The organism is Pantoea sp. RG18 (genome assembly GCF_025910075.1).
In the GTDB taxonomy this organism is placed as follows: domain Bacteria; phylum Pseudomonadota; class Gammaproteobacteria; order Enterobacterales; family Enterobacteriaceae; genus Pantoea; species Pantoea agglomerans.
This window is the reverse complement of record NZ_JAPCIL010000001.1, coordinates 56,807-75,224: the sequence shown is the minus strand read 5'-3', so window position 1 is coordinate 75,224 and position 18,418 is coordinate 56,807. Positions and strand designations below refer to the sequence as shown.

The 18,418-nt window shown below is 55.9% G+C and carries 17 protein-coding genes; 3 read left to right on the top strand and 14 right to left on the bottom strand.

Translation table 11 applies throughout. From position 1 onward, the window contains the following. Positions 1-525 precede the first annotated feature (525 nt). Complete coding sequence (purL, locus tag OK409_RS00350) at positions 526-4,413, bottom strand: phosphoribosylformylglycinamidine synthase (RefSeq protein ID WP_264366632.1); 3,888 nt, start codon at positions 4,411-4,413, stop codon at positions 526-528. A gap of 267 nt (positions 4,414-4,680) precedes the next feature. On the opposite strand from purL, the gene mltF reads away from it, so the two are divergent. Beyond that, a complete protein-coding gene (gene mltF / locus OK409_RS00345) occupies positions 4,681-6,147 on the top strand; it encodes a membrane-bound lytic murein transglycosylase MltF (RefSeq protein WP_264366631.1) in 1,467 nt (488 codons plus the stop codon). Here mltF and tadA read toward each other — a convergent pair. Continuing rightward, entirely contained in the window at positions 6,144-6,635 is a 492-nt protein-coding gene (gene tadA / locus OK409_RS00340) for a tRNA adenosine(34) deaminase TadA (RefSeq protein WP_264366630.1), read from the bottom strand. The genes mltF and tadA overlap by 4 nt on opposite strands. 63 nt (positions 6,636-6,698) lie before the next feature. Then, positions 6,699-7,337 carry a phosphatidylglycerophosphatase C gene (gene yfhb / locus OK409_RS00335; protein WP_010257641.1) on the bottom strand — a complete coding sequence of 213 codons (639 nt, stop codon included), beginning with the start codon at positions 7,335-7,337 and terminating at the stop codon, positions 6,699-6,701. 154 nt (positions 7,338-7,491) lie between these two features. Between yfhb and OK409_RS00330 the strand changes: the two genes are divergently transcribed. Beyond that, positions 7,492-8,331, top strand: coding sequence for a MurR/RpiR family transcriptional regulator (locus tag OK409_RS00330; RefSeq protein WP_010257643.1), 840 nt, complete (start codon positions 7,492-7,494; stop codon positions 8,329-8,331). Between the two features lie 55 nt (positions 8,332-8,386). Continuing rightward, positions 8,387-8,635: a YfhL family 4Fe-4S dicluster ferredoxin gene (locus OK409_RS00325; protein ID WP_264366629.1), complete on the top strand. Its 249-nt coding sequence runs from the start codon at positions 8,387-8,389 to the stop codon at positions 8,633-8,635. Here the strand turns inward: OK409_RS00325 and acpS are convergent. The 11 genes from acpS to rpoE form a co-directional block, all read right to left on the bottom strand. Then, positions 8,632-9,012, bottom strand: coding sequence for a holo-ACP synthase (gene acpS, locus OK409_RS00320; protein ID WP_264366628.1), 381 nt, complete (start codon positions 9,010-9,012; stop codon positions 8,632-8,634). The genes OK409_RS00325 and acpS overlap by 4 nt on opposite strands. Next, a complete protein-coding gene (pdxJ, locus tag OK409_RS00315; RefSeq protein ID WP_010257647.1) occupies positions 9,012-9,743 on the bottom strand; it encodes a pyridoxine 5'-phosphate synthase in 732 nt (243 codons plus the stop codon). The genes acpS and pdxJ overlap by 1 nt, the downstream gene beginning before the upstream one ends. 72 nt (positions 9,744-9,815) lie before the next feature. Then, the gene (gene recO / locus OK409_RS00310) at positions 9,816-10,544 is read right to left on the bottom strand and encodes a DNA repair protein RecO (RefSeq protein WP_010257651.1); all 729 of its coding nucleotides are present in this window, start codon (positions 10,542-10,544) and stop codon (positions 9,816-9,818) included. Between the two features lie 4 nt (positions 10,545-10,548). Beyond that, positions 10,549-11,454 (bottom strand): GTPase Era, encoded by a 906-nt coding sequence (gene era, locus OK409_RS00305; protein ID WP_010257653.1) that lies wholly within the window; start codon positions 11,452-11,454, stop codon positions 10,549-10,551. 142 nt (positions 11,455-11,596) lie between these two features. After that, on the bottom strand, positions 11,597-12,277 hold the full coding sequence (gene rnc, locus OK409_RS00300; protein WP_010257656.1) for a ribonuclease III: 681 nt from the start codon (positions 12,275-12,277) through the stop codon (positions 11,597-11,599). A gap of 131 nt (positions 12,278-12,408) precedes the next feature. Continuing rightward, positions 12,409-13,383: a signal peptidase I gene (gene lepB, locus OK409_RS00295; protein WP_010257658.1), complete on the bottom strand. Its 975-nt coding sequence runs from the start codon at positions 13,381-13,383 to the stop codon at positions 12,409-12,411. Positions 13,384-13,392: 9 nt separating this feature from the next. After that, positions 13,393-15,192: a translation elongation factor 4 gene (lepA, locus tag OK409_RS00290; RefSeq protein WP_010257661.1), complete on the bottom strand. Its 1,800-nt coding sequence runs from the start codon at positions 15,190-15,192 to the stop codon at positions 13,393-13,395. A 218-nt stretch (positions 15,193-15,410) separates the two neighbouring features. Next, entirely contained in the window at positions 15,411-15,875 is a 465-nt protein-coding gene (gene rseC, locus OK409_RS00285; RefSeq protein ID WP_010257664.1) for a SoxR-reducing system protein RseC, read from the bottom strand. Next, positions 15,872-16,828 carry a sigma-E factor regulatory protein RseB gene (gene rseB / locus OK409_RS00280; RefSeq protein WP_022624108.1) on the bottom strand — a complete coding sequence of 319 codons (957 nt, stop codon included), beginning with the start codon at positions 16,826-16,828 and terminating at the stop codon, positions 15,872-15,874. The genes rseC and rseB overlap by 4 nt, the downstream gene beginning before the upstream one ends. After that, the gene (gene rseA / locus OK409_RS00275) at positions 16,828-17,481 is read right to left on the bottom strand and encodes an anti-sigma-E factor RseA (RefSeq protein WP_010257667.1); all 654 of its coding nucleotides are present in this window, start codon (positions 17,479-17,481) and stop codon (positions 16,828-16,830) included. Before rseA ends, rseB begins: the two co-directional genes overlap by 1 nt. A gap of 27 nt (positions 17,482-17,508) precedes the next feature. Continuing rightward, entirely contained in the window at positions 17,509-18,087 is a 579-nt protein-coding gene (gene rpoE, locus OK409_RS00270) for an RNA polymerase sigma factor RpoE (RefSeq protein WP_264366640.1), read from the bottom strand. Between the last annotated feature and the right edge of the window lie 331 nt (positions 18,088-18,418).

Here is an 18,418-nt window from a genome sequence, read left to right as displayed (position 1 = left end):
AGAAAGGTGTCGGCGGAAGAAAGGGGAACAAAAGAAAACGGCAGGCTCAATGGCCTGCCGCTGGCACGACGCGTGATGCATCGCGTAAAAATGGGTGGAGCCTTACTCAACGTTACGTCCGGTGTTTGATAACGCAAGCGATTATCGGTCAGTTGGACGGCAGGCTCCGTTTGGTGCGTCATTCGGGCTTTATGAGCTCTTCTCCGCTAAGCGGGGCAATCATAAACAGGTGAATGAGCAGCTGCATGAGTATAGCAAGTTCCATGCCAGAAAATAAATCATTATATTTTTCAGCAGATTGAATAAGCTTACCGGACAACTGTTGCGCAAAATCTGATTACAGTAAGGGAAAACTGTCTCCGCTGAGCGACATGAAATCGCGCCGGATGGGCGTTCATTAAAAATCAACGAGATAGATGTCGCCAAAAAGAGACAGTACGACCTGCTCATTGTCGCCATTTGCCAACAGAGTCACAAAAAAGAACAGGAGGCACACTGGTCTCCTGCTCTTTTCAGCGGATTACATTAACCCAGCTGTTTACGCGCATTGCGGAAAATACGCATCCACGGGCTGTCTTCGCCCCACTCTGCCGGATGCCAGGAGTTGCTGACGGTGCGGAACACCCGCTCCGGATGCGGCATCATGATAGTGACGCGACCACTTTCGTTGGTCACAGCAGTGATGCCGTTTGGTGAGCCATTCGGGTTAGCCGGATAGGTTTCTGTTACCTTGCCGAAGTTATCGACAAAGCGCAGTGCCACCAGCCCTTTCGACTCCAGCGCCGCCAGATGCGAAGCATCACGCACTTCAACAAAGCCTTCACCGTGCGAAACGGCGATGGGCATATGCGAACCGGCCATGCCGTCCAGCAACAGCGATGGACTGGCGGCCACTTCTACCAGACTGAAACGCGCTTCAAAGCGCTCAGACTGGTTACGCACAAAGCGCGGCCAGAGATCGCTGCCTGGGATCAGTTCACGCAGATTAGACATCATCTGGCAGCCGTTGCAGACGCCCAGCGCCAGGGTTTGCGGACGGTGGAAGAAGGTTTCGAACTCGTCACGCACGCGCGGATTAAACAGAATCGATTTCGCCCAGCCCTCACCGGCACCCAGCACATCGCCGTAGGAGAAGCCGCCACAGGCGACCAGCGCCTGGAACTCTTCCAGACCGCGACGTCCGGCCAGCAGATCACTCATATGAACGTCAATGGCGGTGAAACCTGCCCGATCAAAGGCGGCGGCCATCTCTACATGGGAGTTCACGCCCTGCTCACGCAGCACCGCCACCCTTGGACGTGCGCCAGTGGCGATCATCGGGGCAGCAACATCTTCCTGCGGATTAAAGGTCAGATTAACGTTCAGGCCAGGATCGCTGTCGTTTTTCTTCGCTTCATGCTCCTGATCGGCACACGCCGGGTTGTCGCGCAGACGCTGCATCTGCCAGGTGGTTTCCGCCCACCAGGTACGCAACGTGTTGCGGCTTTCACTGTAGACCGCACTGTCACCAGAACGGATCACAAAGCGATCGCCCGGCTGCGCGCTGCCCAGCAGATGCGTCGAGTCGGCAAGGCCGTGATCCGCCAGGATCTGCTCAACCACGGCGCGATCGGCGGCGTTGATCTGAATCACCGCGCCCAGCTCCTCGGTAAACAGGGAGGCCAGCGCATCGTTACCCAGCGAGGCGATGTCAACGTCGATGCCGCAGTGACCGGCAAACGCCATCTCGGCCAGCGTCACCAGCAGACCACCGTCGGAACGATCGTGATAAGCCAGCAGTTTCTGCTCAGCCACCAGCGCCTGGATGGCATTGAAGAAGCCCGCCAGCTGAGCGGCATCGCGCACGTCGGCAGGTTTGTCGCCAAGCTGACGGTAAACCTGCGACAGCGCGGTTGCGCCCAGCGTATTCGCGCCGTTGCCCAGATCGATCAGCAGCAGCAGGTTATCCTGATCGGCCTGCAGTTGTGGCGTGACGGTGCGACGGACATCTTCGACGCGGGCAAAAGCGGTAATCACCAGCGACAGCGGTGAGGTCATTTCGCGCTGTTCGCTGCCTTCCTGCCAGCGTGTTTTCATCGACATCGAATCTTTACCGACCGGGATGGTGATCCCCAGCGCCGGGCAAAGCTCCTCGCCGACTGCCTTCACCGCCGCATATAAACCGGCATCTTCACCCGGATGACCGGCTGCGGACATCCAGTTTGCGGAAAGCTTCACACGCTTCAGCGAACCAATATGGGTAGCCGCCAGGTTGGTCAGTGCTTCACCGACGGCCAGACGACCCGACGCCGCGAAGTCCAGCAGCGCAACCGGTGAACGTTCGCCCAGGGCAAACGCTTCGCCGTGATAGCTGTCGAGGCTGGCGGTAGTCACCGCACAGTTGGCAACCGGGATCTGCCACGGTCCCACCATCTGGTCGCGCGCAACCATGCCGGTCACGCTGCGGTCACCGATGGTGATCAGGAAGGTTTTTTCCGCCACGGCAGGCAGATGCAGCACGCGGTTTACCGCATCGACCAGCGTAATGCCGTCACGCTGCAGGGCAGTGCCCTGTGTCTGCTGCGTCACCACATCCCGCGTCATCTTCGGCGTTTTGCCCAGCAGGACATCAAGTGGCATATCGATCGGCTTATTACCGAAATGACTATCTTCCAGGCTCAGGTGCAGCTCTTCGGTGGCTTCACCAATGACCGCGAACGGTGCGCGTTCACGCTGGCAAATTGCCTCAAACTGCGCCAGCTGATCGGGTGCCACTGCCATCACATAACGTTCCTGTGATTCGTTACACCAGACCTCCAGCGGACTCATGCCAGGCTCATCACTCAGGATGTCACGCAGGTTAAACCGGCCGCCACGACCGCCATCGCTGACCAGCTCCGGCATCGCATTGGAGAGGCCGCCAGCGCCCACGTCGTGGATAAACAGAATCGGGTTCTCATCGCCCAGCTGCCAGCAGCGGTCGATCACTTCCTGACAACGGCGCTCCATCTCCGGGTTATCACGCTGTACCGAGGCAAAGTCGAGATCGGCATCAGACTGACCCGAGGCCATCGATGACGCCGCGCCGCCGCCCAGGCCGATGTTCATTGCCGGACCGCCCAGCACCACCAGCTTCGCGCCTACGGTGATTTCACCTTTCTGCACGTGATCGGCACGGATATTCCCGATGCCGCCCGCCAGCATAATCGGCTTATGGTAGCCACGCAGCTCAGTGCCGTTGTGGCTGGTGACCTGCTCTTCATAGGTACGGAAGTAACCATTCAGAGCCGGACGACCAAATTCATTGTTAAATGCAGCACCGCCCAGTGGGCCATCGGTCATAATTTCCAGCGCGCTGACGATGCGGGCCGGTTTGCCGAAGTCCTCTTCCCACGGCTGTTCAAAGCCAGGGATACGCAGGTTCGATACGGAGAAACCGACGAGGCCCGCTTTTGGCTTTGAACCCCTTCCGGTTGCGCCTTCATCACGAATTTCACCACCGGAACCGGTCGCAGCACCAGGCCACGGCGAGATGGCCGTCGGGTGGTTATGGGTTTCCACCTTCATCAGGATGTGTGCGGCTTCCTGATGCCAGCGGTATTCGCTCTCTCCGGCGTCAGCAAAGAAGCGGCCAACCTCTGAGCCTTCCATCACGGCGGCGTTATCTTTGTAAGCAGAGAGCACGTAGTCCGGCGTCTGCTCCATGGTGTTTTTAATCATCTTAAACAGCGACTTTGGCTGTTTCTCGCCGTCGATAATCCAGTCGGCGTTGAAGATCTTGTGACGACAGTGCTCAGAGTTCGCCTGCGCAAACATATAGAGTTCAATGTCGTTGGGATTGCGGCCCAGTGCGGTAAACGCCGCCACCAGATAGTCGATTTCATCGTCGGCCAGCGCCAGACCCAGTGAGATATTCGCCTGAACCAGCGCCTGACGGCCCTCACCCAGCAGATCGATACTTTTCACCGGCTGTGGCGTGTGATGCGCGAACAGCTGTTCAGCCTGCGCCAGATCGCCGAAGACCGTTTCCATCATCCGATCGTGCAGCAGTGTGCCCAGCGTTTGCCACTGTGCTTCCGTCAGTTGTGGGGCCTGTACATAAAAGGCCAGGCCGCGCTCCAGGCGACGTACCTGCGGCAGGCCGCAGTTGTGGGCAATGTCAGTGGCTTTGGATGACCAGGGCGAAATGGTGCCGGGACGAGGCGTCACCAGCAGCAGACGCCCCTGTGGGGCATGTTCAGCGAGAGAGGGACCATATTTCAGCAGGCGCTGCAGACGGCTCTGTTCGTCAGCGCTTAAGGGCGTGCTGACATCAGCAAAATGGATGTACTCAGCGTAAATATCACTCACCGGCAGATGAGCGTCCTGAAAGCGGGTCAGCAGTTTGTTTACACGAAATGCCGACAGGGCGGGCGAACCACGCAGAATTTCCATTAATAAATCTCTCGTCAGGGCGCCGGGCGACGCTTCATTGGGCGCAACAGGGAAAACGGGGCGTATTATAGAGAAAGCGACCTCGCGACGAAACCGTTTGCGCACAATTTTTGGCGACCCGGATTTGCCTGAATTTTGCGCAAAAGCTGCTATAAAAGTTGCTCAGCGTGATTTTGTTGCGCAAAATGCCCCTCGCTCTGGGAGTTCAAAGAAGACAAATACTGCCTTTAAAAGACAGAGGCCTTAGAGCCAGCGAGAGATAACTATTTGAAACGCCTAAAATTTAATTATCTGTTTATCGGTCTGGTTGCCGTGCTGTTAGCGTTAGCGCTATGGCCATCCATTCCCTGGTATGGGGGTGGGCAGGACCAGATTTCACAGATTAAATCACGGGGAGTACTGCGTGTCAGTACCATCAATTCCCCGTTGACTTACTACACAGTGAACCAATCTCCGGCCGGTATGGATTATGAGCTGGCAAAACGCTTCGCCGATTATCTGGGCGTCAAACTCAAGGTGACAGTACGTCCCAACCTGAGCGATCTGTTTGACGATTTAGATGATGGCAAAGCCGATTTGCTGGCCGCGGGTCTGAACTACAACAGCGAACGCCTGACCCGCTATCAGACCGGGCCAGGCTACTACAACGTTTCGCAGCAGCTGGTCTATCGCGTGGATAAGCCGCGCCCTAAAAACCTCGGTGACTTAAAGGGGCGGCTGACTGTCGCGTCTGGATCGGCTTATCTGTCAACGCTGAAGAGCGCGCGGTCAAATCAGTACCCCGATCTGGACTGGGCGATCTCCACCGATCAAAGTCCTAAAGCCCTGCTGGAAGCGGTGGCAGACGGCAAGCTCGACTATACGATTGGTGACTCCGTGACCATCGCTCTGCTGCAGCGCATCTATCCGCAGCTGGCGGTGGCGTTTGACGTCACTGATGAAGAGCCGGTCACCTGGTATGTGCGGCACAGTGAAGATGACAGCCTGAATGCGGCAATGCTCGACTTCTTTAACGGTATGGGTGAAGAAGGGGCGATGGCGCGGCTGGAAGAGAAATATCTCGGCCACGTCGGCACCTTTGATTATGTTGATACCCGCACTTTCCTGCGCGCCATCGACAACACGCTGCCTGACATCAAACCGCTGTTTGAGAAGTACGCCACCAGCATTGACTGGCGACTGCTGGCGGCAATCTCCTATCAGGAGTCGCACTGGAACCCGCAGGCCACCTCCCCTACCGGCGTGCGCGGCATGATGATGTTGACCCGTAATACCGCTGAGAGCCTGGATGTGGGCGACCGGACCGATCCCGAACAGAGCATTCGCGGCGGCAGTCAGTATCTTCAGGATATGATGGCGAAGGTGCCGCAGACCATCCCGGAAGATGAGCGCATCTGGTTTGCGCTGGCGGCCTATAACATGGGCTATGCCCATATGCTGGATGTCCGTAAACTCACTGCCCGCCAGGGGGGTAATCCGGATAGCTGGGCGGATGTGAAGCTGCGTCTGCCCATGCTGAGCCAGAAGCGTTACTACACCCAGACGGCTTATGGCTATGCCCGTGGGCATGAGGCCTATAACTATGTGGAGAACATCCGTAAGTATCAGTTAAGCCTGGTGGGTTATCTGCAGGAGCAGGAAAAGCGCCTGGCGCAGCAGGCTGAAGCACAAGAAGCACAAGCCGAACTGGCCAAAGGCTATCCGGCGGTTGAACCGAAGATCGCCATGAATTAATCCTGGCGTTGCGCCTGACGCAGCGCTTTTTTCTGCTCGCGACGCATACGGAAGAAGTCGCTCAGCATAGCGGCACACTCTTCAGCCAGCACGCCGCTCTGCAATTTAACCTGATGATTCATGCCGGGGTGACCCAGCACATCGAGCAGCGATCCTGCCGCCCCACTTTTGATATCGTGCGCCCCGTAGACCAGCCGGCTGATGCGGCTGTGCACCATGGCGCCGGCGCACATCACGCACGGCTCCAGCGTTACGTAGAGCGTGGTGTCCAGCAGACGATAATTTTCCAGCACTTTACCGCCCTGCCGCAACGCCATAATCTCCGCATGCGCCGTCGGATCATGCTGGCCGATGGGCCGGTTCCAGCCTTCACCGATCACCCGGTCATTCTGAACCAGCACCGCACCCACCGGCACCTCGCCCTGCTCCCAGGCCCGGCGCGCCAGGTCAAGCGCATGGCGCATCCAGTATTCATCTTGTTGTTTCATGCTGACCACTCCGGGCGACAGAAAAGCGGCGCATTATAGCGGTCTCACCGATCCTTTAGAAACTTATTCCAGCTGTTGCAGCTCACCTGCGGGTGTTACGCGCCAGCGATGCTGACAGAAAAACAGCAGCGGGTTGTCCTGTTTGCTGTCGCTATAACCGCTGTAGAGCTGTAGCGGCGTGCCGATTTTCTCTTCCAGCTGTGCCACTTTCTCATGGCCGAGGCAGCGCATTGCCAGTACCCGCCCGCCCCAGCCGCGCTGCATCTGACTGGCAATCAGCTTCACGCGTGGCAGAAACGCGGAGTCGTAATAGACCTGCTCCACCAGAGACTGTGGCGATCCGGTGATGAGCCAGACGTCAGCATCATCACTGCCGAGATAATCGGTCAGGCGCTGCTGAACCACCGGAAAGGCTTTGACGCGCAGGCGGAACCACTGCGCAAATTCGGCTTCGAGTTGCAGCAGCGTCCGCTCAGAACGGCCAAAAGTAATAGACCAGAGCAGCAGGCTCATGGGCCAGCGTGCCGCCCGGCCTTTAAACAGCAAGCCGATACCCACTACCGGCAATAACGGCACCACCAGCAGCAGATTAAGCGGGCGGCGACGCAGCAGATAGCGCATAAAAGTGCCGAACATGTCCTGCTGGTGCAAAGTGCCATCCAGGTCAAAAAATACGACGCGACGTTGTGTTCCCCTGGTCAAACAACTCTCCTTCAGGCTGATTCTGGAATGATAAAGAGTAGTGTAGCCATCATCAGGCGCTACGGCGATGACTGTCATTTTTAATTCCGATGACTACAATGCCTGATGAATAGTTTATTCTTCACAGATTATCCCTGAATTACGAGGATTGGGCATGAGTTCATTGCTGCGCATTCGCCAGCTTTATCCACGTCTGGCATTGAACGAGCGTCGGCTGGCTGATTTTTTACTGTCGCAACCCGATCGGGCGCGCCACCTGAGTTCGCAAAAGCTGGCGGAAGAGTCTGGCGTCAGCCAGTCGAGCGTGGTGAAGTTTGCTCAGAAACTGGGATACAAAGGCTTTCCGGCGCTTAAGCTGGCTCTGAGTGAGTCACTGGCGGACAAAGATGCCATTACCGTGCATAACCATATCCTCAGCGACGATCCCCTTAAAATGGTGGGCGAGAAGCTGCTGACAGAGAAACTCTCGGCGATCCGCGCCACGCTGGATATCAACAGCGAAGAGAAACTCAACGATGTGTTACAGCTGCTGAAAAATGCCCGGCGTATTTTACTGGTAGGCATTGGCGCTTCGGGTCTGGTGGCGAAGGACTTCTCCTGGAAGCTGATGAAGATCGGCATTAATGCGGTGGCGGAGCAGGATATGCACGCCCTGCTGGCCAGTGTGCAGGCGATGGGGCCCGGCGATGTGCTGCTCGCCATCTCTTACACCGGTGAACGGCGGGAGATCAATCTGGCCGCGCAGGAGGCGGTTCAGGTAGGCGCCGATGTGGTGGCGTTTACCGGTTTTACGCCGAATACGCTGCAGCAGAGCGCCAGTTACTGTCTCTATACGGTGGCGGAAGAGCAGAGTACCCGCAGCGCGGCCATCTCCTCGACCACGGCGCAGCTGGCCCTGACCGATCTGCTGTTTATGGCGCTGGTGCAAAACGATCCGGAACGCGCGTCCAGTCATATTCGCCACAGCGAAGCGCTGGTGAAAAAGCTGGTCTGATCAGCGGCAGCGCGTATAATACCCGCGCTTTTTCTGTTGTTATCAGGTGGGTAAAATGGCGCTGTTGATTACGTCCAGATGCATTAACTGCGATATGTGTGAACCGGAGTGCCCGAACCAGGCCATTTCACTGGGCAATACGATCTATGAGATTGATGTCAGCCGCTGCACGGAATGCGTCGGGCACTATGAGGCGCCAACCTGTCAGCAGGTATGCCCCATCGACAACACCATCATCATTGACCCACAGCACACCGAATCACGTGATGCCCTGTGGGAGAAGTTCGTGCTGCTGCACGGCTAGCTTTCAATGATCACCGTGGCGCAGGCGTAGTGACGCTCATCGGCCAGCGTCACGTGAACGTGTTTAACGCCCAGCCTCTCCGCCACTTCAGCGGCATGCTGAAAGAAGCGTAATCCCGGTTTTCCCAGCGCATCGTTGTAAACTTCAAACTGATTAAACGCCAGACCACCGCGAATGCCGGTGCCAAAGGCTTTTGCCGCCGCCTCTTTTACCGCAAAGCGTTTAGAGAGAAAGCGCACCGGCTGCTTGTGCGACTGATATTGCTGCCATTCGGCTTCGCTCAGCACCCGCCGCGCCAGCCGGTCGCCGGAGCGCTCTAGCACTCCGGCGATGCGTTCAATCTCAACGATGTCCGTACCCAGTCCCAGAATAGCCATCAGCGACGGGCTTCACGCAGCAGTTGCTTCATCTCTTTCACCGCATCCGGCAGGCCACTCATCACCGCACGACCAATAATCGCATGGCCGATATTCAGCTCATGCATTTCCGGCAGCGCCGCAATCGGCAGCACGTTGTGGTAGGTCAGACCGTGACCGGCATTGACCTTCAGTCCCAGGCTGGCGGCAAAGGTCGCGGCGTGGCGGATACGCGCCAGCTCAGCGTCACGCGCCAGTCCCTCTGGTGCTTCGGCGTAAGCGCCGGTATGGATTTCGATGTAAGGCGCGCCGCTGGCCACGGCCGCTTCAATCTGACGGTGATCGGCATCGATAAACAGCGAAACCAGAATGCCCGCGTCACTCAGCAGTCGTACGGCCGCGTTCATCTTCTCCTGCTGCCCCGCCACATCCAGCCCGCCTTCAGTGGTCACTTCCTGACGCTTTTCCGGCACCAGGCAGCAGAAGTGGGGCTGGATATCACAGGCGATGCCGATCATCTCATCGGTGACCGCCATCTCCAGATTCATACGCGTCTGGATGGTGTCACGCAGGATACGCACGTCGCGATCAGTGATGTGACGGCGATCTTCGCGCAGGTGCACGGTAATGCCATCTGCGCCCGCCTGCTCGGCGATAAACGCTGCCTGCACCGGATCGGGATAGTTTGTCCCACGGGCGTTACGCACCGTAGCAATGTGATCGATATTGACGCCTAACAGCAACTCAGCCATGACCATCCTCACTTCTTTTTCATCGTGATGTTGAGTGTACCGCGCAAAGTTAAACAGGCGGTACGACCCGCGCTATTCTTCTGCCTGTTCAGGCTTTTTCTTCGGGATAAACTGGCGGAACAGCTCCTGACTCTTCAGCGGCTTGCCACCAAGATAGGGCTTCAGGGCGATGCGGGTAAACCGCTTCGCGGCGCGCAGGGTGTCGGCATCGGGAAACTCTCGCTCGCACAGGGCGCGCAATTCGCGGCCGGTAAAGCTGCGCTGATTGACCACCAGGCTGGCAATAAAGCCGCGCTCTTCGCGGTAGCTGTACGTCATGTTGTCGCTGACCGGCTCGCCGCTGCCGGCGCAGTGCAGGAAATCGACGCCATAACCCAGGTGACCGAGCAGCGCCAGTTCAAAGCGCCGCAGTGCCGGTTCGGGCTTGCCGTGCGTTGAGGCTAATGCCTGAAGGCAGTTGAGATAGTCGAAGAAGAGTTCTGAGAAGGGGAATTCCTGCTGCAATACGCGAGAGACCAGCTCATTAACGTAGAGACCGCAGTAGAGCGTGATGCCGCTGAGCGGTAAAGCCAGCGACACCGCTTCGGCATTGCGCAGAGTTTTGACTTCCCCGCGCCCGCTCCAGCGAACCAGCAGCGGGGTAAAAGGCTGTAACGCCCCCTTCAGCTGCGAGCGCCGCGAACGTGCGCCCTTGGCCAGAACCCGCACCCGCCCTTCACTTTCGCTGAACAGGTCAAGCAGCAGACTGGTTTCGCTGAAGGGGCGACTATGCAGCACAAAGGCGCGTTGCCAGCCTTCCATTGAATCAGAGATCGTCTGTATAACCCAGGCTGCGCAGCGCACGTTCGTCATCTGCCCAGCCGGATTTCACTTTCACCCACAGTTCGAGATGCACTTTCGCTTCGAACATCTCTTCCATGTCTCTGCGCGCTTCTGTTCCGATGACTTTGATTTTGGCGCCTTTGTTGCCAATCACCATCTTCTTCTGCCCTTCGCGCTCAACCAGAATCAGACCGTGAATGTCGTAACCGCCACGTTCGTTGGTCACGAAGCGCTCGATCTCAACCGTAACGGAGTAAGGCAGTTCAGCACCCAGGAAGCGCATCAGTTTTTCACGGATCATCTCTGACGCCATGAAACGCTGTGAGCGGTCGGTGATGTAATCTTCCGGGAAGTGATGATCGGCCTGCGGCAGATGCTTGCGGGTAATCGCCGCAATGGTATCGACGTTTTTGCCGCTTTCAGCGGAAATAGGCACGATATCGAGGAAGTTCATCTGCTGGCTCAGGAACTGCAGATGCGGCAGCAGAATGCTTTTGTCCTGGATGTTATCGACCTTATTGATCGCCAGCACCACCGGCACTTTATTGTCGCGCAGTTTGCCCAATACCATCTCATCATCGGGCGTCCAGCGGGTGCCTTCAACCACGAAGATCACCAGTTCTACGTCGCCAATAGAACTGCTGGCTGCGCGGTTCATCAGACGGTTAATGGCGCGCTTCTCTTCCATGTGCAGACCGGGAGTATCGACGTAGATCGCCTGATATTCGCCTTCGGTATGAATGCCCATGATGCGGTGGCGCGTGGTTTGCGGCTTACGCGAGGTGATCGACACCTTCTGCCCCAGCAACTGGTTCAGTAAGGTGGATTTACCGACGTTTGGTCGGCCAACAATCGCGACAAAGCCGCAATAAGTAACGTTTTCGCTCATTCGAGTCCTGAATTGTTCAGCGCCTGATGCGGCGCCGAAAGAGTGCTATTTGAGTCATGTGTCATTCAGCGTCTTCTGACGCCGGGATAGAGTGTCAGGTTAATGGTTTAGTGCCGGTTCCGGCACTGTCATCCCGACAGATCTATTCAAGACCTAATTTTATCAGTGCCTGTTCAGCCGCTGCCTGCTCAGCTTTACGACGGCTGGAGCCGACGCCGACAACCGGCTCGGCCATGCCACTCACCTGACAGTGAATGGTGAATTCCTGATCGTGGGCTTCGCCACGTACCTGTACTACCAGATAACTTGGCAGCGGCAGATGACGTCCCTGCAGATACTCCTGCAGGCGCGTTTTCGGATCTTTTTGTTTGTCGCCAGGACTGATTTCGTCGAGGCGGGTCTGATACCAGTCGAGGATCAGCTGCTCTACCCGCTCAATACTGCTGTCGAGGAAGATACCGCCAATCAGCGCTTCCACCGTATCCGCCAGGATCGATTCACGACGGAAACCGCCGCTTTTCAGCTCACCGGGTCCCAGGCGCAGGCACTCGCCAAGATCAAATTCGCGAGCCATTTCAGCCAGCGTGTTGCCCCGCACCAGCGTGGCGCGCATGCGGCTCATGTCACCTTCATCAACCCGCGGGAAGCGGTGATAAAGGGCATTAGCAATCACATAGCTAAGAATAGAATCGCCAAGAAATTCCAGGCGTTCGTTGTGCTTACTGCTGGCGCTGCGGTGAGTCAGGGCCTGCTGTAACAGTTCCGAATGAGTAAAAGTGTAGCCCAGTTTGCGCTGAAGCTTGTTAATCAGGATGGGGTTCATGCGATTCCAGTTCTTTGTTGCGTCTGTGACTCTGCATACCAAACGGGGCTGGTAATCCAACACGTTCCGTTTGGTGTGCAGTGGCCTCCCTGAGGAGGCCACCCGATTTGCCTGTTAATCAGACAATAATGTTAGTGGATACCACCGATGCGACTGAATCGCACGCCGGTTGGCCACTGGCCTTCTTGTTTCTCAAAGCTCATCCAGATAGCGACCGCTTTACCGACCAGATTACGCTCCGGGACAAAGCCCCAGTAGCGGCTGTCGGCGCTGTTATCACGGTTGTCGCCCATCATGAAGTATTGCCCTTTCGGCACGACCCAGCTTGCCTGCGGCTGACCCGGCTGCTGATAATACATGCCTGCCTGACTCTGCGCTTCGTTTACCAGCAGAATGTCATGCGTCACGTTACCGATTGTCTCTTTGCGGGTTCCCAGGCGCAAACCACCGCGCAGGGTATCGCCCTGCGGCACCTGATAAAAACCGTTGCCGGTTTCGTTGCCATCAAAGCCGCTAAAGGTCTGAACAAAGTTGCTTGGCTCAACGTCGGTGTAAGTTACCGCTAACGCTGTGTCACAGGCTTTATCATCGGAGCAGGTCGGTTTCACCGTCAGCGTTTTGCTGTAAGGATCATAAATGACTTTGTCGCCCGGCAGGCCGATAACGCGCTTAATGTAATCCAGGCTCGGATCTTTCGGGTATTTAAATACCGCGATATCGCCGCGCTTCGGCTGACCGGTTGGGATCAGCGTCGTCTGGGTGATCGGATCCTTGATGCCGTAAGCAAACTTCTCCACCAGGATAAAGTCACCAATCAGCAGTGTCGGCATCATCGAGCCAGAGGGAATCTGGAACGGTTCGTAGATAAACGAACGCACGATGAAAACCACGGCCAGCACCGGGAACACGGATGCGGTCGTTTCAACCCAGCCTGGCTTTGCAGCGACCTTCGCCAGCGTTTTGCTGTCGAGCGCGTTACCGGTCTGGGCCTGAGCCTCAGCCTGTTTCGCGCGACGCGCGGGTGCCCATTTAAAACGATCAATTACCCATACGATGCCAGTAATCAGCGTCGCTATCGCCAGAATCAGGGCGAACATATTAGCCATTGGAAATCCTTATTTGCTGTCCTTACCGACATGCAGAATGGCGAGGAACGCTTCCTGTGGCAGCTCAACGTTACCAACCTGCTTCATTCGCTTCTTACCATCTTTCTGCTTCTGCAACAGTTTCTTCTTACGGCTGACGTCACCGCCATAACACTTGGCGAGAACGTTTTTACGCAGCTGTTTCACCGTTGAACGCGCGATAATGTGGTTGCCGATGGCAGCCTGAATCGCAATATCAAACTGCTGACGCGGGATGAGCTCTTTCATTTTCTCAACCAGATCGCGTCCGCGATAAGGCGCGTTGTCACGGTGAGTAATCAGCGCCAGCGCATCCACACGTTCAGAGTTAATCAGTACGTCGACGCGTACCATGTCTGAAGGCTGGAAACGTTTAAAGTTGTAATCCAGCGAGGCATAACCGCGCGAGGTTGATTTCAGACGGTCAAAGAAGTCGAGTACCACTTCAGCCATCGGAATTTCGTAAGTCAGTGCCACCTGATTGCCGTGGTAAACCATGTTGGTCTGCACGCCACGCTTCTCAATACAGAGCGTGATGACGTTGCCCAGATACTCCTGCGGCAGCAGCATGTGACATTCGGCAATCGGTTCACGCAGCTCTTCGATATTGTTCAGTGCCGGCAGCTTGGATGGGCTGTCGACATGAACGATTTCGCCGCTGGTCGTCACGACTTCATACACCACCGTCGGTGCAGTAGTGATCAGATCGAGATCGTATTCGCGCTCCAGACGCTCCTGGATGATCTCCATGTGCAGCAGACCGAGGAAGCCGCAGCGGAAACCAAAGCCCAGCGCCGTTGAGCTTTCTGGCTCATAGAACAGCGAGGCGTCGTTCAGGCTCAGCTTACCGAGCGCATCACGGAACGCTTCATAGTCGTCAGAGCTGATTGGGAACAGACCGGCGTAAACCTGTGGCTTCACTTTTTTAAAGCCTGGCAGCGCTTTGTCTGCCGGGTTACGTGCGGTAGTCAGCGTATCGCCCACGGGTGCGCCGAGGATATCTTTAATGGCGCAGACCAGCCAGCCTACTTCACCGCAGTTCAGCTCATTACGATCAACCCGTTTTGGGGTGAAGATACCCAGGCGGTCAGCGTTATAAACCTGGCCGGTGCTCAGGACTTTGATCTTGTCGCCTTTACGCATGGTGCCGTTTTTCACGCGCACCAGGGAAACAACACCCAGGTAGTTATCGAACCAGGAGTCGATAATCAGTGCCTGCAGCGGCGCTTCCGGATCGCCTTCTGGCGGCGGAATGTCGCGCACTAAGCGCTCCAGCACTTCCGGAACGCCTACGCCGGTTTTGGCTGAGCAGCGCACCGCGTCAGTCGCATCAATGCCGACGATATCTTCAATTTCCTGCGCGGCGCGATCGGGATCGGCAGCGGGCAGGTCAATTTTGTTCAGAACCGGCACCACTTCCAGATCCATCTCCATCGCGGTGTAGCAGTTCGCCAGTGTCTGCGCTTCAACACCCTGACCGGCATCCACCACCAGCAGCGCGCCTTCGCAGGCGGCCAGTGAGCGGGAAACTTCATAGGAGAAGTCTACGTGGCCTGGGGTATCGATGAAATTGAGCTGGTAAGTTTGGCCGTCTTTCGCGTGGTAATCGAGTGTGACGCTCTGTGCTTTGATGGTGATGCCACGCTCGCGCTCCAGATCCATAGAGTCAAGAACCTGCGCAGCCATTTCACGAGCGGTGAGGCCGCCGCAAATCTGAATCAGGCGGTCAGAGAGCGTAGATTTGCCATGGTCGATATGAGCGATGATGGAGAAATTTCTTATGTGCTTCATTTATTGGGATATCTTCGCTTAAAATTCAGTTGAAAACCTGAGCACAGACACATTCAGGAAGATCGCTCTTTACCCACAATCCTGTCAGCCTCATTAATGACGACGCATATTACACTGTTAACGCCGCGCATAAAAGAATGGAACGTGGTGGAAGCGAAACAGATATCTGCGCGAGGCAGAACAGACAAAGGCCGCGGGATGCGCGGCCTGGACGTGCGTTACGCTTCGCTTTCAACACGCAGCGCATCGGGAGGCAAGGCGATGTTCAGAATGACCGGCTGAAAGGCTTCCCGATCGCCGAATTTCATTGAAACGCCTTTGGCGACAATAAAACCCCCGATGCCGCCCAGCAGCGCACCGCAGGCGGCGGCCAGATCGCTGCTGAACAGCGCCTGAAACAGCCCGGAAACCAGGAACAGGCCAAACAGCGGCGTCATGTAGACCAGCAACGCTGAACCCAGCAGGCTGCTCTCTTTGATACCAAGTTCGATCCGCTGCCCCGGCTGCAGCGGCTTGCTGCTGGCGATTTGCATCACGTGGGCATTCTTCGGACCGAGCTTATTCAGCATATGGCTGCCACAACCTTTACGTGCCTGGCAGCTGTTACAGGAGGTTTTAGCTTCGGTGTGCAGCGTGGCGATGCCATCCTGCCATGCCACCACGGTGGCCCATTCTCTCATCATTTTTGTGACCCCAGGTCGATGCTGTCCGCAATACGTTTTGCGGTCGAGGGCGGTAATTCGCCGATCACTGCTATTTCGTTATTATTGCGCACAACGGTCTGGACCGTACGACGCCCAGTGCGCAATGTCTGCGTTGTGCTGGTTTTATCGGCCGGCGTCACGTTGATCGCGAAACTAAACAGGCCATCGCTGTAGAGCTTCGATTCCATATTTTTATTCAGACCGGGTAGCGTGCGGCGATTCTGCGACACCAGCGACATACCGGCAGGTATCCAGCCTGGCTGCCAGGTGAGCGTGACCGCATCCCCTTTCGGCACCGATAGCGACGGAGGCAGATTGGCTTTCTCCAGACCCTTCATCAGATTGCGCACCCCTTCGTCCACCGCAAAGCTGATGACGCGGAACTGCTCCAGCGTTTCGCCGTCACGATCGAGCAGGTCGATGCGCAGCGGCAGCTTGGTGTCCACATCCAGCCAGACCACATAGCTGTAACGGGTGCCATCGCGTGAAACGATGCGCAACACATCACACATCTGATCGGCAATGCGCGAGCGGCCTACGGTAATAAAATCATAGGCTGTAGCGAGCTTGGTGAAGTCAGCAAAAATCACCGACGGCAAAGCATCGATAATGTGATTACCGGGGAGCGAAAAGGGATCGAGGCCGGGTTCGAAGTAACTGATATCGTTGCCGCGCTGGATCACTTCCCGACGTGGCCCGTCCATCTGCAACAGCTGCGCGAATATCCGGTTATCGATTACAGCATGACGATAACGCAGCGATTCGATGCCGATGCGGGAGACGTTGATATAGGCGAATTCGTAGTTGAGGTTCTGACTTGCCTGCTCCATCTGCTGCAATAGCGCCCCGGACGCAGAAGGTTGCGCCGGGGCGGCAGATGACCACAACAGGCTGCCTGTCAGCAGGCTAACAGCATACCAAAGCGGCTTCATTACTGCTGTTGCTGTCCTAATGATTGATTTCCGGGAACATCAACCTGCGCCTGTTTTGGCGCAGTGGTTTCAAACTGCAGCTGGTCAGCGTGCAGGCGACGTTGCAGTTCGTAATCCTGCAGCATGGCATTTACGCGACGACGCTGGTCCTGAACCTGCTGGTTAGAACTGTTGGTGTCAAATGCATCAGAAGGCACGCCCAGGCTCACCGGAGACGCTTTGCCCATCATCGGCATCGTATTGAACACCGGAGAGTCAGAGGTCTGCGTGGCGCTGCCCTCTGGCTGGTTATAGTGCTGAACGCCTACGATCACGGCCAGTGAAACACAGGCAGCGACACCGACCTGGGTCAGTTGCGCAGCCCACGGGCGCGCTTTTTTCCAGAACGGCATTTTTTCCCAGCGGGAAGGTTCTGGCTGAGCTTCAGGGATCAACGTTGTAACCGTACGCAACGGTTCTTTTTCGATGGCAGCAGCGACGCGCGCAGAAATATCAAAATGCAGGACATCGCCCACATCACCGCGCATGGTATCGCGAATGAGATGATAGCTTGCCCAGCTTTTCTGTAATTCTGCGTCCTTAGACAAGGCGGAAAACAGCTCGTTATCTAAGGTCTCACCATCCATTAAAGCGGAAAGTTTTTCTTTCTGCATGCCTATGTACCCTTCCAGTAGCCGTTATCACTGACGTTGGATAAGCGGTTGAACTTTGTTATCAATGGCCTCTCGCGCACGAAAGATACGTGATCGAACAGTGCCTACCGGGCAATTCATAATGACGGCGATCTCTTCATAACTCAGACCGTCCAGTTCCCTGAGGGTGATTGCCATACGCAAGTCCTCGGGTAGCGCCTCGATGGTACGAAAGACAATTTGTTTCAATTCTTCTGACAACATTAAGTTCTCAGGGTTCGAAATTTCTTTTAATGCACCCGCACTTTCGAAATTTTCTGCGTCAATAGCATCCACATCGCTGGATGGCGGACGACGCCCCTGAGCAACCAGGTAATTTTTCGCTGTATTTACCGCAATGCGGTACAGCCAGGTATAAAACGCGCTATCGCCCCGGAATGAATCCAGCGCGCGATACGCTTTAATAAACGATTCCTGTACTACATCAGGTACGTCGCCCGAGGGAACATAGCGTGAAACCAGGCTCGCCACTTTATGCTGGTAACGAATCACCAGTAAGTTGAAAGCTTTTTGATCTCCCTTCTGTACGCGCTCGACAAGGACCTGGTCCGTCAACTGCTCGCTCATCCGAGGTAATGTCTCCCCAAATTTTTCATACGCATAAAGTAACTGCCAGCACATCTCATGGTTCTGAGCAAGCATGCGCTTAGAGTTGTGATGTGGTGCGAAGTTCACTTCTCGCCCTGATATTTACCGCTCCGATGGACATTACACAGGTTCTTCGTTTTCGTTCAGTGTAAGGAGCGTAAATCGCAGGCAGAGTAACCTATGACAACAGCTTTTTCATCATTAAATCCTTTAGGTTTAATAAGTTTGCTATAAAAAACCGCGCCAAAAGCAGTCCGGTTTTAACTCACTGATATTAAGTAACTTTGGGAAATCATCAGACAAAAACCTG

What these genes read in the sequence shown, in the direction of transcription:
- purL (WP_264366632.1), bottom strand. Translation starts at nt 4,413, where the DNA reads ATGGAAATTCTGCGTGGTTCGCCCGCCCTGTCGGCATTTCGTGTAAAC.
- tadA (WP_264366630.1), bottom strand. Translation starts at nt 6,635, where the DNA reads ATGAAACAACAAGATGAATACTGGATGCGCCATGCGCTTGACCTGGCG.
- OK409_RS00330 (WP_010257643.1), top strand. Translation starts at nt 7,492, where the DNA reads ATGAGTTCATTGCTGCGCATTCGCCAGCTTTATCCACGTCTGGCATTG.
- OK409_RS00325 (WP_264366629.1), top strand. Translation starts at nt 8,387, where the DNA reads ATGGCGCTGTTGATTACGTCCAGATGCATTAACTGCGATATGTGTGAA.
- acpS (WP_264366628.1), bottom strand. Translation starts at nt 9,012, where the DNA reads ATGGCTATTCTGGGACTGGGTACGGACATCGTTGAGATTGAACGCATC.
- pdxJ (WP_010257647.1), bottom strand. Translation starts at nt 9,743, where the DNA reads ATGGCTGAGTTGCTGTTAGGCGTCAATATCGATCACATTGCTACGGTG.
- recO (WP_010257651.1), bottom strand. Translation starts at nt 10,544, where the DNA reads ATGGAAGGCTGGCAACGCGCCTTTGTGCTGCATAGTCGCCCCTTCAGC.
- era (WP_010257653.1), bottom strand. Translation starts at nt 11,454, where the DNA reads ATGAGCGAAAACGTTACTTATTGCGGCTTTGTCGCGATTGTTGGCCGA.
- rnc (WP_010257656.1), bottom strand. Translation starts at nt 12,277, where the DNA reads ATGAACCCCATCCTGATTAACAAGCTTCAGCGCAAACTGGGCTACACT.
- lepB (WP_010257658.1), bottom strand. Translation starts at nt 13,383, where the DNA reads ATGGCTAATATGTTCGCCCTGATTCTGGCGATAGCGACGCTGATTACT.
- lepA (WP_010257661.1), bottom strand. Translation starts at nt 15,192, where the DNA reads ATGAAGCACATAAGAAATTTCTCCATCATCGCTCATATCGACCATGGC.
- rseC (WP_010257664.1), bottom strand. Translation starts at nt 15,875, where the DNA reads ATGATGAGAGAATGGGCCACCGTGGTGGCATGGCAGGATGGCATCGCC.
- rseB (WP_022624108.1), bottom strand. Translation starts at nt 16,828, where the DNA reads ATGAAGCCGCTTTGGTATGCTGTTAGCCTGCTGACAGGCAGCCTGTTG.
- rseA (WP_010257667.1), bottom strand. Translation starts at nt 17,481, where the DNA reads ATGCAGAAAGAAAAACTTTCCGCTTTAATGGATGGTGAGACCTTAGAT.
- rpoE (WP_264366640.1), bottom strand. Translation starts at nt 18,087, where the DNA reads ATGAGCGAGCAGTTGACGGACCAGGTCCTTGTCGAGCGCGTACAGAAG.